This is a genomic window from Cupriavidus sp. 05N40, assembly GCF_056397305.1.
On record NZ_JBFTND010000173.1, the window covers coordinates 1 to 16,333 of the forward strand.

Annotated in this window: 13 protein-coding genes; 10 read left to right on the forward strand and 3 right to left on the reverse strand. The window is 69.7% G+C overall.

Annotated elements, in window-relative coordinates:
- Positions 1–358 precede the first annotated feature (358 nt).
- The 6 genes from AC1DO7_RS30490 (at position 359) to AC1DO7_RS30515 (ending at position 8,275) form a co-directional block, all read left to right on the forward strand.
- Positions 359–1,669, forward strand: coding sequence for a dicarboxylate/amino acid:cation symporter (locus AC1DO7_RS30490; protein WP_441612618.1), 1,311 nt, complete (start codon positions 359–361; stop codon positions 1,667–1,669).
- Positions 1,670–1,859: 190 nt separating this feature from the next.
- Positions 1,860–3,800, forward strand: a complete 1,941-nt coding sequence (locus AC1DO7_RS30495; RefSeq protein WP_477116930.1) for a sensor histidine kinase — start codon at positions 1,860–1,862, stop codon at positions 3,798–3,800.
- The gene (locus AC1DO7_RS30500; RefSeq protein WP_441612620.1) at positions 3,790–5,112 is read left to right on the forward strand and encodes a sigma-54-dependent transcriptional regulator; all 1,323 of its coding nucleotides are present in this window, start codon (positions 3,790–3,792) and stop codon (positions 5,110–5,112) included. The genes AC1DO7_RS30495 and AC1DO7_RS30500 overlap by 11 nt, the downstream gene beginning before the upstream one ends.
- Positions 5,113–5,464: 352 nt before the next feature.
- The gene (locus tag AC1DO7_RS30505) at positions 5,465–6,025 is read left to right on the forward strand and encodes an LbetaH domain-containing protein (RefSeq protein WP_441612621.1); all 561 of its coding nucleotides are present in this window, start codon (positions 5,465–5,467) and stop codon (positions 6,023–6,025) included.
- On the forward strand, positions 6,012–7,127 hold the full coding sequence (locus AC1DO7_RS30510; RefSeq protein WP_441612622.1) for a glycosyltransferase family 2 protein: 1,116 nt from the start codon (positions 6,012–6,014) through the stop codon (positions 7,125–7,127). The genes AC1DO7_RS30505 and AC1DO7_RS30510 overlap by 14 nt, the downstream gene beginning before the upstream one ends.
- Before the next feature lie 545 nt (positions 7,128–7,672).
- Positions 7,673–8,275 carry a helix-turn-helix domain-containing protein gene (locus tag AC1DO7_RS30515; RefSeq protein WP_441612623.1) on the forward strand — a complete coding sequence of 201 codons (603 nt, stop codon included), beginning with the start codon at positions 7,673–7,675 and terminating at the stop codon, positions 8,273–8,275.
- Between the two features lie 52 nt (positions 8,276–8,327).
- On the opposite strand, the gene AC1DO7_RS30520 is transcribed toward AC1DO7_RS30515, so the two are convergent.
- Both AC1DO7_RS30520 and AC1DO7_RS30525 read right to left on the reverse strand, forming a co-directional pair.
- The gene (locus AC1DO7_RS30520) at positions 8,328–9,404 is read right to left on the reverse strand and encodes an ornithine cyclodeaminase (RefSeq protein WP_441612624.1); all 1,077 of its coding nucleotides are present in this window, start codon (positions 9,402–9,404) and stop codon (positions 8,328–8,330) included.
- A 61-nt stretch (positions 9,405–9,465) separates the two neighbouring features.
- Positions 9,466–10,371 carry a dimethylarginine dimethylaminohydrolase family protein gene (locus AC1DO7_RS30525; protein ID WP_441612625.1) on the reverse strand — a complete coding sequence of 302 codons (906 nt, stop codon included), beginning with the start codon at positions 10,369–10,371 and terminating at the stop codon, positions 9,466–9,468.
- A 192-nt stretch (positions 10,372–10,563) separates the two neighbouring features.
- Here AC1DO7_RS30525 and AC1DO7_RS30530 point away from each other — a divergent pair, with 192 nt between their 5' ends.
- Positions 10,564–10,986, forward strand: a complete 423-nt coding sequence (locus tag AC1DO7_RS30530; RefSeq protein WP_441612626.1) for an Lrp/AsnC family transcriptional regulator — start codon at positions 10,564–10,566, stop codon at positions 10,984–10,986.
- A gap of 15 nt (positions 10,987–11,001) precedes the next feature.
- Here AC1DO7_RS30530 and AC1DO7_RS30535 read toward each other — a convergent pair whose 3' ends face one another.
- A complete protein-coding gene (locus AC1DO7_RS30535; protein ID WP_441612627.1) occupies positions 11,002–12,741 on the reverse strand; it encodes a chloride channel protein in 1,740 nt (579 codons plus the stop codon).
- 230 nt (positions 12,742–12,971) lie between these two features.
- On the opposite strand from AC1DO7_RS30535, the gene AC1DO7_RS30540 reads away from it, so the two are divergent.
- The 3 genes from AC1DO7_RS30540 to AC1DO7_RS30550 all read left to right on the forward strand — a co-directional run bounded on the left by AC1DO7_RS30540 (position 12,972) and on the right by AC1DO7_RS30550 (position 16,201).
- Positions 12,972–14,132, forward strand: a complete 1,161-nt coding sequence (locus AC1DO7_RS30540) for an HPP family protein (RefSeq protein ID WP_477116931.1) — start codon at positions 12,972–12,974, stop codon at positions 14,130–14,132.
- A gap of 276 nt (positions 14,133–14,408) precedes the next feature.
- Complete coding sequence (locus AC1DO7_RS30545) at positions 14,409–15,533, forward strand: AI-2E family transporter (RefSeq protein ID WP_441612629.1); 1,125 nt, start codon at positions 14,409–14,411, stop codon at positions 15,531–15,533.
- Positions 15,530–16,201 (forward strand): paraquat-inducible protein A, encoded by a 672-nt coding sequence (locus tag AC1DO7_RS30550; protein ID WP_441612630.1) that lies wholly within the window; start codon positions 15,530–15,532, stop codon positions 16,199–16,201. Before AC1DO7_RS30545 ends, AC1DO7_RS30550 begins: the two co-directional genes overlap by 4 nt.
- Positions 16,202–16,333 lie beyond the last annotated feature (132 nt).

Sequence of the window (16,333 nt, forward strand, 5' to 3'; positions counted from 1 at the left end):
CCGCCCGAACGCACGGAAACCCGAACCGTGCGCCGGGATCACTTTGATTTCCCCTTGTTTTTCAGCAACTTAGCCGCAGCCCCCAGGCCCGCCGGCCTGGCACGGCTCGTGCGATGTATGCGCCCGCCCAAGCGGCAGATACAGGTTGACGGGCGGCTGCCCCGCCGCCGGCCCGCACCGACAAAACAATGGAGGAAACAATGACAGAGCCCGCCTTGCAGACCCCGCATCGCTGACGTCCCCGGCGCAAGGCCGCGAGACGCTCCCCGCGGGACGGCGCTCCACGCCTGAAGCTGCCAGCCCCGCCCCCGCAAAAACAGCCGCCCGGCCACCCGCCGGGCGCATGGCCCGACTTCTGATGAAACTGAACCGACTGCCCACCCTGATTTTCCTTGCGATGCTGCTCGGCGTGCTGGCCGGCACGGCAGCCCACCACATGGCGCCGGACCCCGCCGCCGCCAAGTCCATCGCGGACTACCTGTCCATCCTCACCGACGTGTTCCTGCGCATGATCAAGATGATCATCGGGCCGCTGGTGTTCGCCACGCTGGTCAGCGGCATCGCTGGCATGGGCGACGGCCGCGCCGTGGGCCGCATCGGCCTGAAGGCCATGGCATGGTTCATCGCCGCGTCGATCACCTCGCTGCTGCTGGGACTGCTGATGGCCAACCTGCTGACGCCGGGCCAGGGCATGAACCTGGCGCTGCCGCCGGCCGACGCCGCCTCCAACCTGAAGACCGGGGCGCTGAACCTGCGCGACTTCATCGCGCACATGTTCCCCAAGAGCTTCGTCGAGGCCATGGCCACCAACGAGATCCTGCAGATCGTGGTGTTCTCGCTGTTCTTCGGCTTTGCCCTGGGCACCGTCAAGGACGGCGTGGGCAAACCCGTGCTGGCGGCCATCGACGGCCTCGGCCACGTCATGCTGAAGGTCACCAACTACGTGATGGCGTTCGCGCCGGTGGGCGTGTTCGGCGCCATCGCCGCGGTGATCACGGCCGAGGGCCTGGGCGTGCTGGTGGTGTACGCCAAGCTGCTGGGCAGCGTCTACCTGTCGCTGGCGCTGCTGTGGATGGCGCTGATCGCCGGGGGCTACTTCTTCCTGGGCCGCGACGTGTTCCGCCTGCTCAAGATGGTGCGCGCGCCGCTGATGATCGGCTTCGCCACCGCCAGCAGCGAATCGGCCTACCCCAAGGTGATCGAGCAGCTCGGCCGCTTCGGCGTGAAGGAGCGCATCACCGGCTTCGTGCTGCCGCTGGGCTACTCGTTCAACCTGGATGGCTCCATCATGTACACCTCGTTCGCCGCGTTGTTCGTGGCGCAGGTGTATGGCATCCACCTCTCGCTCACGCAGCAGATCACCATGCTGCTGGTGCTGCTGGTCACCAGCAAGGGCATCGCCGGCGTGCCGCGCGCCTCGCTGGTGGTGGTGGCCGCGGTACTGCCGATGTTCGGCCTGCCCGAGGCGGGCATCCTGCTGGTGCTGGGCATCGACCATGTGCTCGACATGGGCCGCACCGTCACCAATGTACTTGGCAACGCCATTGCCACCACCGTCGTCGCCAAAAGCGAAGGCGCCATCGGCGCGCCGGTGCCCGAAGAAGCGGATGACCCCGCTGCCGACGGCAACCTTGGCCTGACACCCGTTCAGGTCCTGGCCGGCAAGTAACACTGCCAGCGCGCCAAGGCCCGGCTGCCGATCAGGTAGCCGGGCCTTTTTCTTTTGCGGTGCACAATACGCGATGTGGTAAAAGACGGGGTTATTCGCGCTGCCGCCGCCGTGCCATGCCCGTGTATTTCCTTGCCACGGCGAAGCGCGCTGCAGCCATCCGCAGCCCAAAAGCCTTTCTCGCAAGCCCATGACTGGCCCGTTCCGTTCACACGCCACCCCGCCAGGCGCCCTGCCCGACGCCCCCTCTCGCCACGGCCGTACCGRCCGCCTGCGCCAGTGGGTACCCCTGTTCGCCATGCTGGCGCTGGCGGTGCTGGTCGGGCTGGCTGGCGCGCTGGGCTACCGCTACAGCTACGACGCCGCCCTGGCACGCCAGGGCGAGCGCGGCCAGGTGCAGCTGCGGCTGTACGACCAGGCGCTGTCGAGCGAGCTGGGGCGCTACGACTACGTGCCCAGCCTGCTGTCGCTGGACGACAAGATCGCCGCGCTGCTGGCCAGGCCGGACGACCCGGCGCGGGTCGAGGCGGCCAACCAGTACCTGGCGGCGCTCAACGCCCGCGCCGGCACGCGCGCGGTATACGTGCTCGATGCGCACGGCCGCGTGCGCGCCACCAGCAACTACCAGCGGCCCGACAGCTACATGGGCGAGGATCTCAGCTTCCGCACCTATTTCAACGATGCCGCCGATGGCCAGCTGGGCCGTTTCTACGGCGTCGGCACCACGCGCAGCGAGCCCGGCTACTATCTCTCCGCCCCGCTCGGCGACCGCCACAAGCCCAGCGGCGTGGCGGTGGTCAAGGTGGGCCTGGAGCCGCTGGAGAACCGCTGGCAGGGCGCCGACACGCAGATGCTGCTGACCGACGAGAACGGCGTGGTGATCCTGGCCTCGGACCCGTCGCTGAAGCTGGCCGCGCTCAGGCCGCTGGCGCCGGGGCAGCGCGAGCGGCTGCAGCACAGCCTGCAGTACAACCGCGCCCCCCTGCCGCAGCTAGAGCTGGCGCCGGTGCGCAAGCTGTCCGACAGCGACGCCCTGGTGCGCCTGCGGCGCGGTCCGCCCATGCTGGCGCAGACCGCCGAGCTGGTCGGCACCGACTGGCAGCTCACGCTGCTCACCAATACTTCGCAGGCGCGCCTGGCCGCGCTCAACAGCGCCGCGCTGGCGGGCGTGCTGACGGCCTTCGTGCTGCTGCTGGCGGCGGCCTGGAACGTGCGCCGGCGCATCGTCGGCGAGCGCCTGGCCGCGCGCGTGGCGCTGGAAGCCGCGAACGGCGAACTCGAACGCAAGGTGGCCGAGCGCACCGCCGACCTGTGGACCGCCAACCAGCAGCTGCAGGCCGAGGTCGCCGAGCGCATCCGCGCCGAAGCGACCTTGCGCCAGGCCCAGGACGGCCTGCTCCAGGCCGGCAAGCTGGCCGCCGTCGGCCAGATGTCCACCGGTATCGCGCATGAGCTGAACCAGCCGCTGGCGGCACTGCGCACGCTCTCGGGCAACACGCAGAAATTTCTCGAACGCGGCGACAACGCCACGGCGCAGGCCAACCTCGGCACCATCATCGGCCTGGTCGAGCGCATGGGCCGCATCACCGGCGCGCTCAAGTCGTTCGCGCGCAAGCCCGGCAACGGCAGCTGCACCGCGCGGCTGGACGAAGCGCTGGACAACGCGCTGTTCCTGCTCGACACGCGCCTGCAGGCGGTGCGCCCGGAACTGAGCCGCCAGCTCGAGCCCGGCCTGGTGCTGGCGTGCGACCCCAACCGCCTGGAGCAGGTGCTGGTCAACCTGCTCGGCAATGCGCTCGACGCCGTGGCCGGCATGCCCGCGCCGCGGCTGGAAGTGCGCGGCCACCTGGCGGGCGACAAGCTCCGCCTGACCATCCGCGACAACGGCGCGGGCTTGTCCGAGGAGGCGTTCGCCCGCCTGTTCGAGCCCTTCTTCACCACCAAGCCCGCCGGCCAGGGCCTGGGGCTCGGCCTGGCGCTGTCGGCCGGCATCCTGGATGAATCGGGCGGCAGCCTCGAGGCCAGCAATCACCCGGACGGCGGCGCCTGCTTCACGCTGGTGCTGCCGCTGGCGCGGCCCGGCGCGCGCCAGGAAAACCAGGCAAGCAGGGAAACCGGCCATGACAAGTAATCCGCTCACCGTACTGATCGTCGAAGACGATCCCGACGTACGCCTGGGCTGCGAGCAGGCCCTGCGGCTCGAAGGCATTGCCACGCGCGCGGTCGGCAGCGCCGAGGCAGCGCTGCGCGAAGCCGGCGAGAACTTCGCCGGCGTGGTGGTCAGCGATATCCGCCTGCCCGGCATGGACGGCATGGCGCTGCTGCGCGAACTCAAGGCACGCGACGGCGCGCTGCCGGTGATCATGGTGACCGGCCACGGCGATGTCAGCCTGGCGGTGCAGGCCATGAAGTCCGGTGCCTACGACTTCCTGGAGAAGCCCTTCTCGCCCGAGCAGCTGGTGGAGGTGGCGCGGCGCGCGCTGGAGCAGCGCCGCCTGGTGCTGGAAGTGGCCGAACTGCGCCGCAAGCTGGCCGGGCGCGACACGCTGCAGGCGCGCCTGATCGGGCAGTCGCCGGCCATCGAACGGCTGCGCAAGCTGATTGCGGACCTGGCCGACACCGCCGCCAACGTGCTCATCCACGGCGAGACCGGCACCGGCAAGGAACTGGTGGCACGCTGCCTGCACGAAGCCAGCGCGCGCCATGCACGGCATTTCGTGCCGATCAACTGCGGCGGCCTGCCCGAGCAGCTGTTCGAGAGCGAGATCTTCGGCCACGAAGCCGGCTCCTTCACCGGCGCGGCGCGGCGGCGCATCGGCAAGGTCGAGCACGCCGAGGGCGGCACGCTGTTCCTCGACGAGATCGAAAGCATGCCGATGCAGATGCAGATCAAGCTGCTGCGGGTGTTGCAGGAACGCGTGGTGGAGCGGCTCGGCTCCAATACGCCGGTACCGGTCAACACCCGCGTGGTGGCGGCCACCAAGGCGGACCTCAAGGCGCTGTCGGAGGCCGGCCAGTTCCGCGCCGACCTCTATTACCGTCTCAACGTGGTGACGCTGGAGCTGCCGCCGCTGCGCGAGCGGCGCGAAGACGTGCCGCCGCTGTTCGAGCATTTCGTGGCCCAGGCCGCCCTGCGCTTCGAGCGCGAGGCGGTAGCCGCCAGCCGGGCCGAGATGGCCGCGCTGATGGCCTACCCGTGGCCCGGCAATGTGCGCGAGCTGCGCAACCTGGCCGAGCGCCACGTGCTGGGGCTGGGCTGCAACCCGGGCCAGGGCACCGCCGAGCCGGCCGCGCTGCCACTGGCGCAGGCCGTGGAGCAGTTCGAACGGGCCATGGTGGCCGAGGCCATGCGCCGCCATGAAGGCAACCTGAGCCGCGCCGCCGAGGCACTGGGCATCGCCAAGACCACCTTGTTCGACAAGGTGAAGAAGTACAGGCTCTGAGCCACGGCGCGCCGCCCCGCGCGCCTTGCGGTCCTGGCCTCGGCCCGGCCCATCCCGTCCGGCCCCGCCCGCTCCCCGCGGGCTCCTGCGCACGCTCTGCACGGTCACGCCGCGCTATGTGAGGTGCCGCACCGAAGCGCGCCGTACGCCGCGCCACCATGGCTTCACCCCTTCCCGCGCGCCTTGCGTCCAACCGGCGCCAGGCGCGGCCGGTGCGGGACAAAGCCCGGGCCGTCGGCCGGGGCCGGCGACCGCGGTACTGGCCCGTACCGCGGTCGCCAACCATTGACAGCGTAGCAGCGCCGACACCGGACAAGCTGAGCGGGCCTCGATCACACCGAGCGGACCGACGATGATCCTACAAGGCAACGACCCGACCACGGGCGCCTCGTTCTCGCTGGGCAACCGCCTGCAGCGGCAGCTCTGGCGGTGGGTCTGGCTGTGCYTGTTCCGGCCCAGCCCGCGCCCGCTGCACGTGTGGCGCGCGGCGCTGCTGCGGCTGTTCGGCGCGCGCCTCGGGCCGCATGTCCACATCTACCCCTCGGTCAGGATCTGGGCGCCGTGGGACCTGAGCGTGGGCGGCCACGTGGGCGTGGCCGACGGGGTCACGCTGTACAACATGGCGCCGATCGAAATCGGCGACTACTGCGTGGTTTCCCAGGGCGCGCACCTGTGCACCGGCAGCCACGACTACAACAGCGCCAATTTCCAGCTGGTCGCGCATCCCATCGTGCTGGCGCCGCATGTGTGGATCTGTGCCGAAGCGTTCGTCTCGCCGGGCGTGTCCGTGGCCGAAGGCGCGGTGGTCGCGCCGCGCTCCGTGGTCACCAGGAGCCTGCGCACGCCGTGGACGGTCTATGCCGGCACGCCGGCCCGGGCCATCGGCACGAGGACGAGACATGGCAAGGCCTAGCAACTTCAGGCAGATGAGCCATCCCGTGCGCATGGGCCGGCCGGGCTCGCCGGCCGCGCCTGGCATCTCGGTGCTGATCCTCACCCGCAACGAAGAGCAGGACCTGCCGGGCTGCCTGCAGAGCGTGGCCTGGTCGGACGACATCCATGTCTACGACTCCATGAGCACCGATGCCACCGTGGAAATCGCCACGCGCTTTGGCGCCCGCGTCACGCAGCGCCCCTTCGACAACTGGGCCAGCCACCAGAACTGGGGCCTGCGCAACATCGCCTTCCGCCATCCCTGGGTGTTCTATATCGACGCCGACGAGCGCATGACACCGGCGCTGGCCGAGCACGCACTGGCCGCCGTGCGCGCCGCGCGCGACGAGGTGGCGTTCCGCGTGCAGCGGCGCGATTTCTTCCTCGGCACCTGGCTGCGCCACGTGCAGACCTCGCCCTTCTACCTGCGCCTGTTCCGGCCGGAGCGCATGCGCTACGAACGGCTGGTCAATCCCGTCTCGATCCCCGACGGCCCGGCCGGCGAGCTGTCCGGCTATCTCGACCACTTTCCCTTCAGCAAGGGCCTGAGCCACTGGATCACGCGCCACAACAGCTACAGCAGCCTGGAAGCGCAGCAGACCATCGACAACCGGCGCGGCAAGGCGGATTTCAGCCTGCGCGAGGCGCTGTTCGCGCCGGACTTCCACCAGCGGCGCGCGCATCAGAAGGAGCTGTTCTACCGCCTGCCGCTACGCCCACTGGCCAAGTTCGTGCTGCTCTACGTCGGCAAGCGCGGCTTCCTCGACGGCCGTGCCGGCCTCACCTACGCCATCCTGCAGTCGATCTACGAATACTTCATCGTGATCAAGACGCACGAACTCAAGACCCGGGGCGCCTCGGCGCCGGCCACGGCGCACGCCGGCATCGCGCGCGTGGATGGCAGCGCGGCAGCGCAGGGCGCCGTTCCATGCAGCGAGCCCGGCGGCCTGCCTGCGGAGGCCGCCAAGGCACCGGCGCCGGGCCTCGCGCAGCCGCCGGCCGCGCTTCCCGGCACGCTTCCCGGTACGATTGGCGGCACGCTTCCCGCCGTCGCGGCAGCCGGCCCCGGCGGGCACGGATAGTTGCCGGCGCCTGCGGATCTGGCCTCGCCGGCGCGGCGATCCGGTGCCAGGAACCCCGCGCGCCGCCGGCGGTCTTCAGTAGCATGCGGCATCGAAACCGCGCGAGTCGGGCATCACCCGGGCATCATCCGGGAGCCGCCTGGATGTCTGCATTGTTTGCAAGAAATCGCGGGCTTCGCGTGTCTGCCAAAACGCGGCAATATGCGTTTAAACACAGAAGTGGGAGCGTTCGAGGCGTTTTCGAAATATTTGCCGGCCCTGGCTGGTGATATATGTTCGATAGCGCATATGATTGGGAACCGGCATTCTTCCGTTGGAAGAAGAAGGCACTTGTGACATAGATCACGCCCTTGCATGGCTGCGGAGCACCTCCGCTTCCGGCGCCCAGGGTAACGGGCAAGTCATGCAAGAGGCTCAGCGGTGCCAGCAAGCCATTGAGTTGTTGCGCTTTTTTTATGCGTGGCCGGGGCCCAAACCAGCGCGGGAGGTACGCGCTGTCACTGCCAGTCTGACCGCAGTGTGATGTTTTCTTAACGGGTGAACGGATGAAACTGGATTCAGAACTGGCTGAGAAGCCTTATTACAGCACGCGTACCGCCGCCAAGTTGCTCAATGTCTCGTTGGGCACCGTACAGAAGATGGTGGAGCGCGGCGAACTCGGGGCCTGGAAGACCAACGGCGGCCACCGCCGTATTCACAAGGAGACCGTGCACCGCCTGCTGGCCACGCGAGTCGGCCAGGAACTGCCGTCGGTGCACGAGCTTGACCTGGTGGTATTCCACCCCAATCACCAGGAAGCCCAGCGCATCCACGCGCAACTGGGCAAATGGGGCCTGCCCCTCAAGAGCGTGGTGGTGGAGGACGTGGTGGATACCATCATTACGTCGGTCAGCTCGCACCCGCGGGTGGTGCTGTACTACGTGGAAGAACTCAGCGACGCCGAATCGGCGACCATCGAGAAGCTGCAGAACTTCTTCACCCGCCAGAATGTCATCTTCGCCGTGATCACCAACCGCCAGGCCTATGACGGCGTGGCCGACGCCCTGCAGCACTGGGGCATCATGGTCTTCCTGAAGACGCCGTCGCTGGAAGAGGTCAAGGGCTTCCTGCGCGCGCAGCTGATGATGACGCGCGGCGCGGCCGGCTGAACCAGCCACCTGGCCGGCCGGCGCGCGCCGGCTTACCGCACGGCGGCYGGCTTCAGGCCAGTTCCGCCACCGCGGCCGGTTCAGGCCGCGGGACCGCCGCCTCCATCATCCAGCCGTAGAGATTGCGCGGGTCCGGTGGCGTGGCCACCAGCTCCACGTGGCTGCCGCGGTGCCGCGCATGGGCCGCGGCATGGATCCAGCGCAGCGCGGCGTAGTCCTCCAGCGCGAAGCCGACCGAATCGAACACCGTCACTTCGTCCGCGCCGCCGCGTCCCGGCGCGCGGCCGCCCAGCACCTCCCACAATTCCGTGACCGGCGCATCCGCCGGCAACTGCTGGATCTCGCCCTCGATGCGGGTCTGCGGTGCGTACTCGACCACGATGCGCGCCGCGCGCAGGATATCCGCGTGCAGTTCGGTCTTGCCCGGGCAATCGCCGCCCACCGCGTTGAGATGCATGCCCGGCGCCACCATGTCGGGCGTGAGGATGGTGGCGCGCGTCTTGTCCGCGGTGACGGTGCTGACGATATCGGCGCCGCGCACCGCGTCGCGTACCGACGCCACCGGCACCACCTTCAATCCCGGCACGGCGGCCAGGTTGCGCGCCAGCCGCGCGCTCGCCGCCGGGTCGATGTCGTAGGCGCGGATCTCGCGGATGCCCAGCATGGCGTGGAAGGCCAGCGCCTGGAACTCCGCCTGCGCGCCGTTGCCGATCAGCGCCATCGTGGCGGAGCCGGGCCGCGCCATGGCCTGCGCGGCCAGCGCCGAGGTGGCGGCGGTGCGCAGCGCGGTGGCCAGCGTCAGATCGCACAGCAGCAGCGGGAAGCCGCTCGCCACCTCGGCCAGCACGCCGAAAGCCATCACCGTGGGCATGCCGACCAGCGCGTTGCGCGGATGGCCATTGACGTACTTGAACGCGTATTGCACGCCGTCGCTCACCGGCATCAACTCGATCACGCCACCGGCCGAATGCGCGGCCAGCCGCGCCGATTTGTCGAACGCATCCCAGCGCATGAAATCCTGGCGGACATGATGCGCGATCTGCGCGATGGCGCTGGCGACGCCCGTCTCGCGCACCAGCGCCGCCACGTCGGCGGCGTCGAGGAAGCGGGTCATGGCGATCTCCTTCATGGTGCTCTCCCTGTCGTGTCTTGTCTTGTTGTCTTGTTGTCGTGTCGTCCTGCCGCCCGGCTCAGGCGGCAACCGCTGCCGCGGCGGTGCGACCGGCACCCGCGGCCTGCCCCGCCGCGCTGGTGCGGTCAAGCCGCAGCGTCATGCAGTAGGCGCCGCCACCGGACAGCATGAACGGCGACAGGTCCACCTCGCGCAGCTGGTAGCCGCGCTGGCCCAGCTCGGCGCGCAGGTGCGGCGTGGTACGTGTCATCACGATCTGGTCGTGCAGGTTGACCGCGTTGACGCTGAAGTGGCGCAGGTCGTCCTCGCTCGCCTCGATGCGCAGGCTGGCCGGCACGCGCTCGCGCAGCGTGCGCAGCGCCTCCTGCGTGAACGCGGGCGGGTAGTAGAGGATCTCGCCGCCGGACAGCGGGCAGAAGCACACGTCGAGGTGATAGCTCTGCTCGGTCGCCAGTTCCAGCGCCACCACCTCGCGGCCGAAACGGCTGCCCATGACATCGGCCGCCGCGCGCGTCGAACGCGGGCCGAAGCCGGCCCAGAAATGACCGCGCACCGCATCCCAGATGCAGTCGCCGGCGCCCTCCTGGTAGCAGCCCTCGGGCAGCACGCTGACCGAATCGATCAGGCCGCGCTCGCGCAGGCCCTCGAAGATCCTGGCGAACGGGACTTCCTCGCCGGCGCGCTCCGGATAGCGAAAGCGCGCCAGCACCGCATGGCCGTCCAGCACCACGGCTGCGTTGGCGGGGAACACCATGTCGGGCAGGCCAGGCGCGCCCGGGGCGGTCTCCACCACGAAGCCGGACGCCTGCAAGGCCGCATGCAGCGCTGCGAAGGAACCCACCGCGTGCTGGTGCATGCCGCGCGGATCACGCGCCCAGAGGCCCGGATCCATCCACGGATTGATGCTGTAGGACACGTCGTAGTGGGTCGGGTCGACAAGCAGGATGGTGGGCTGGTTGGTCACGCTGGCTCCTTGGTGGTTGACGCGCGGTGGACGCGCGGTGACTGGGGATGCCTGCATTCTGGTGCAGTGCGGCGCTAACCAAAAGCCAGCAAACTGCGCAATTCCGCTGCTATGATTTGCAATATGCAAGGTCATATTGGCGAATCGCCAATCGGGGCCGCAAGTGCGCCCCAAGACCCACCAGGAACCGCCATGGACGACACCGACCGCCAGTTGCTAGCCCTGCTGCGCGACAACGCCCGCATGCCCGCCACTGCCCTGGCCAAGGCCCTGCGCGTGTCGCGCGCCACCGTCCAGAACCGCATCGACAAGCTGGAGAGGGAGGGGCTGATCGTCGGCTACACGGTCCGCCTCAAGCCGGAAGCCGAGACCCACCGCATCCGCGCCTGGACGACCATCGCCGTGGAGGGCAACAAGGCTCGCCAGGTGCTCCAGGCCCTGCGCGGCGAGCCCAATGTGCAGACGCTGCACACCACCAACGGGCGCTGGGACATCATTGCCGAACTACGCGCCGACACGCTCGAGGCGTTCGATCGTACGCTCGACCGGATCCGCCTGATCGACGGGATCGGGGCCACCGAGACCAGCATCCTGCTGTCGAGCTACAAGCTCTGAACACCGTTGCGGCGTTCAGCCCGCCGCCACGCCTCGCAGCCGTTCGCGCTGCGTCTCTTCATGCAGGACCTGCCCGCTGGGCCGCAGCAGGTCGCGCAGCGATACCACGCCGACCAGGCGCATCGATTCCAGATCCGCCACCACCGGCAGGCGCCCCACGCTCAGTTCCGCCATGCGCCCGGCCGCGACGCGCGCGGTCTGGGCAGGCAGCAGCACCTGATCCGGGCGCAGCGGCGTCATCAGCTCGCGTCCGCTCATCGATGCGCCTTCGCGCCCGCGCAAGGCATTGCGCTCCAGCATGCCGGCCACGCGCCCGCCGCACAGCACCGGATAAGCGCGATGCGGCGCGTGCTCGCCGAAATACCGCGGCCACAGGGCGCTGACGGGCTGGTCGCCATCCACGCTCACCACCGCGGTGGTCATCAGGTCCGCCACATGCTGGCGCTCAAGCGGGTCGACCCCGTATTCGCGATAGATATGCAGCCCGCGGCGGGCGATCTTCTCGGTCATGATCGACCGCTTCATGGTCAGCACGGTGAAGCCGTGCGCGACGGCGGTGGTCAGCAGCAGCGGCAGCAGCGCGTTGCTGTCATGCGTCAGCCCGAAAGCGAAGACGATGGCGGTCAGCGGCGCGCCGAGCACGCTGCCCAGCACGCCCGCCATGCACACCAGCGCCCAGAGCTCGGGCGAGCCACCGGGCAGGACTGCGCCAAGCGCCACGCCGAGCCCGGCACCGAGCATCAGCAGCGGGGCCAGCACCCCGCCCGAGGTACCGGAGCCGAGCGCGACGACCCAGATCACCGCCTTGACCGCCAGCAGGGCCAGCGCGACCTCCAGCGCCAGGCGGTTATGCAGCAGGTCGGCGATCACGTCATAGCCCACGCCGAGCGCGCGCGGTTCGAAGTAGCCACCGATGCCGACCACCAGGCCGCCGATGGCGGGCCACCACATCCAGTGCAGCTTGAGCCGCGAGAACTGGTCTTCGGTGCGGTACAGGGCCAGCGTCAGCGCCGCGCCGAGCACGCCGCACAGCAGGCCCGCGACCACGCAGGAGCCAAGGGCGGCGGTGGATACCGGCGCCGTCTGCATGGCAAACAGCGGGCCGGACTCGAATACCAGCGGGCGCAGGAAGCCAGCCATCGCGCAGGCCAGCGCCACCGGCAGCAGGCTGCGCGGGCGCAGCTCGAACAGCAGCAGCTCCACCGCCAGCAGCACCGCCGCCACCGGCGTGCCGAAGATCGCCGTCATGCCGGCGCAGGCCCCGGCCACCAGCAGCGTCTTGCGCTCGGCGGCGGTCAGGTGCAGGTATTGCGCGAGCAGCGAGGCGATCGAGCCGCCGGTCATGATGATCGGGCCTTCGGCCCCGAATGGCCCGCCGCTGCCGATCACGATGCCGGAAGACAAGGGCTTGAGCACCGCCACGCGCGGCGACATCTTGCTCTTGCCGAACAGCACCGCCTCGATGGCCTCGGGGATGCCATGGCCGCGGATCTTGTCGCTGCCGTAGCGCGCCATCAGCCCCACCAGCAGGCCTCCGGCCACCGGCACCAGGATCACCCACGCGCCCAGCGCGTGCTGCGCCGGCGAGCGCTCCGCCAGCGACAGCGTCTGGTAGAAGAAAAGGTTGGTGAAGAAGCGAATCAGGTTCAGCAGCAGCACGGCAGCCGCCGTGCTGATGGCGCCGATCACCGGCGCCAGCGCGGCAAGCAGCAGCAGGCGCCGGCTGACGGCGTAGTCGCGTTTTTCAAAGTGCATGATGAGGCTCGCGCGGGGCGTGTAAGAGGCTTATGTGGGGCACGCGGGGCTTGCAGCATCGCAAGCGCCGAGACAGCGCAATGTATCACGTCATGATATATTTGCGGACCGGTTTGCTGCAGCGCAGCCAAGGTGACGACGCGCTACGCATGATGCGTAGCCGCCAGCCGCCTGCCCGCGCCGCCCGCTTTCGTCCCGCCGCTTCCAGAACCGCAGAACCAGGCCCGTCCATGCCACCATCCCAGGCCCCCTCCCTAGCCGAACTCACGCCAGCGCGGGCGCGCGCATGGCTGCGAGCCTTCGTTCCCACGCCCATTGCCGGCAGCAAGCGCGAGCGCTTCAAGAGCTGCCTGGGCGCGCTGCTCGGCCTGCTGGTCACCGAATGGATCAGCCGCCGCTTGCTGGGCGGGGTCAACCCGTGGTTCGTGGCGCCGATGGGGGCCTCGGCGGTGCTGCTGTTCGCGGTGCCGGCCAGCCCGCTGGCGCAGCCGTGGTCCATCATCGGCGGCAACCTGGTGGCGGCCCTGATCGGCGTGGCCTGCGCGCGCTGGATTCCGGACCCTGGCCTGGCCGCCGCCGTGGCGGTGGCGCTGGCCATCGTCATGATGTTCCAGCTGCACTGCGTGCATCCGCCCAGCGGCGCGGTGGCGATCACCGCAGTGTTCGGCGGCCCGGCCGTCGCCAAGCTCGGTTTCGGCTTCGTGGCGTTCCCGGTGCTGCTCAACTCGATGCTGCTCCTGCTGATCGCGCTGCTGTTCAACAACGCGCTGCGCCGGCGCTATCCGCACCGCCCGGCCGACCACGCCAACCCGCACCGCACCGCCGATCCGCTGCCCAGCGAGCGCGTGGGCTTCAATCGCGCCGACCTCGACGAGGTGCTCAAGACGCGCGGCGAATTCCTCGACATCGAAGAAGACGACCTGGAAGAAATCCTGGTGGCGGCGCAGATGCGCGCCTATCGCCGCCGCTTCGGCGACGTGCGCTGCGAGCACATCATGTCGCGCGACGTCGTCACGGTGCAGCCTGGCCACAGCGGCGTGCAGGCCCRCGCCCTGCTCAACCGGCACGGCCTGCGCACGCTGCCGGTGGTGGACGAAGCACACCGCCTGGTCGGCATGCTCAACCTGGTCGACCTGCTCGCCGTGCGCGCCGGCGCCAGCCAGCCACGCGCGGGCAACGCGGGTGACCTGATGCACACCGGCGTGGCCACCGCCCGGCCCGAGCAGCCCATGGTGGAACTGGCGCGCGCCTTCTCCGACGGCGGCCTGCACGAGATGCCGGTGGTGGATGCGCAGCGGCGCCTGCTGGGCATCGTCACCCAGTCGGACCTGATCGCCGCGCTGCTCGAACAGGGACCGCCGGCGCAGGCCGAGGCACCGGCCCCGCGCTGAAGCGTGTAAAGCGGCCCGGCGGGCGGCGCGGAGCGCCGCGGGCGTTACCCGGCGGCCTCCCGCCCTGCCCGGGGGTGCCACGCAGCGGCGGCATCCCCGCACCGATCGGCGCAGGCCCGCGCGCGCCACGCGGAACGCGCGGGCCGCAGTGCGGCATCCGCACTGCAGCATTTTTTCCCGCGCGCGCCGGCGCACGCGTTATCGGCCGGAAGGGTCTATGTTTTCCTATATATTGTCGGCGTTCCCGTCACGCCGGCATGTCCGGACATACGCCCGATGAGCTCCAGCCAACTGATTGAAAAACTCGCCGCCGTGCTTGCGCTGGTCGTCCTGATCGGCGGCTCGCTGCTGGTGCTGGCGCCCTTCACCACCGCCCTGCTGTGGGCCGCCATCCTCGCCTTCAGCTCCTGGTACCCGTATTCGGTGCTGTCGCGCTGGCTGGGCAACCGGCGCAGCCTGGCCGCGGTGATCTGCGTGCTGCTGGCCGCCGTGATCGTGCTGGGCCCCTTCGTCTACGCGGGCGCCAGCTTCTCCGCCCATATCGACGAGTTGTCCGGCCTGGTCGACCGTTTCGTGGACAACGGCCTGCCGGCGCTGCCGGACTGGCTGACCGGCCTGCCCTACGTGGGCAACTACCTGCAGAACAGCTGGGACAAGGTGATCCACGCCGACTCCGACATGGTGGCCAACCTGCGCAAGCTGATCGCGCCGGTGGGCCACGCGGTGCTGGGCGCGGGGCTTTCGATCGGCGCCGGGCTCGGGCAGCTGGCATTGTCCATCGTGCTGGCGTTCTTTTTCTATACCGGCGGCGAATTCGCGGTGGCGTGGCTGCGCGCGGGCATGCGCCGCATCGCCGGCGAGCGCGCCGACCACCTGCTGGCGCTGGCCGGCAATACCGTCAAGGGCGTGGTCTACGGCGTGCTCGGCACCGCCTTCGTGCAGGCGGTGCTGGCCGGCATCGGCTTCTGGATCGCCGGCGTGCCCGGCGCGGCCATCCTTGGCTTCGTCACCTTCTTCCTCTCGGTGATCCCGGTGGGCCCGCCGCTGGTSTGGATMCCGGCCGCGCTGTGGCTGTACCACACCGGCTCGCTGGGCTGGGCCATCTTCATGGTGGTGTGGGGCGTGGGCGTGGTCAGCATGGCCGACAACATCATCAAGCCGCTGCTGATCAGCAAGGGCACCGACATGCCGCTGATCTGGGTCATGCTGGGCGTGTTCGGCGGCGCGCTGGCCTTCGGCTTCCTCGGCGTGTTCATCGGGCCCACGCTGCTGGCGGTGGCCTACGCGCTGCTGCGCGACTGGACCATCGGCTCGCAGCACCCGGCCGATCCGCCGCGCGTGCTCGCACAAGGCAAACCCGTCACCACGGCCGAGGACGTGGCGGGCTCCGGCAAGGCATGAGCGAAGCCGGCCGCGGCGAGACCAGTCCGGGCGCGCCCGGCACGCCAGTCGCGCCGGCGGCGCTGGCGCATCTGGTGGCCTGCGAATACTGCGACGCGGTCTACCAGCGCGAGCGCCTTGGCACCGGCGAGCGGGCGCTGTGCCTGCGCTGCGGTGGCCAGCTCTACCGCGAAAGCTCGCGCGCCTATGCGCGGCTGCTGCCGCTGGTGCTGGCCGCGCTGATCCTGTTCGCGGTGTCCAACGCCTACCCGATCGTCGAGATGGATCTCAAGGGCGTGCGCACCGAGACCACGCTGTGGGGCGCGGTGCTGGCGCTCCATGCCGACAATATGTCGCTGGTGGCGATCCTGGTGTTCGCCACCACCATCCTGTTTCCGCTGACCGAGATGCTGATGATGCTGTACCTGCTGGTGCCGATGGCGCGCCACCGCATGCCGGCCGGCTTCGAGCGCATCGTGCGCGGCATCCGCCAGACCCGTCCCTGGGGCATGATCGAGGTCTTCATGATCGGGGTGCTGGTCACGCTGGTGAAGCTTTCCACCATGGCCCAGGTGCTGCCCGGCGTGGCGCTGTGGTCGTTCGGCGCGCTGGTGGTGGTGCTGGCGGCGATGCTGTCGTTCGACCCGCGCGACTTGTGGCAGTACCTGGACGAGGAGCCGCCGCGATGAGCGCCGCGCCCGACCACACCCCGCCCGGCAGCGACCAGCACGGGGGCAAGCGCGGCAACGGCGCCCTGGCCCGCTCGCGGCGCATAGCCGCCGGCGTGGTGGCGGAACTGACCGACGACGACGAGGCAAAGC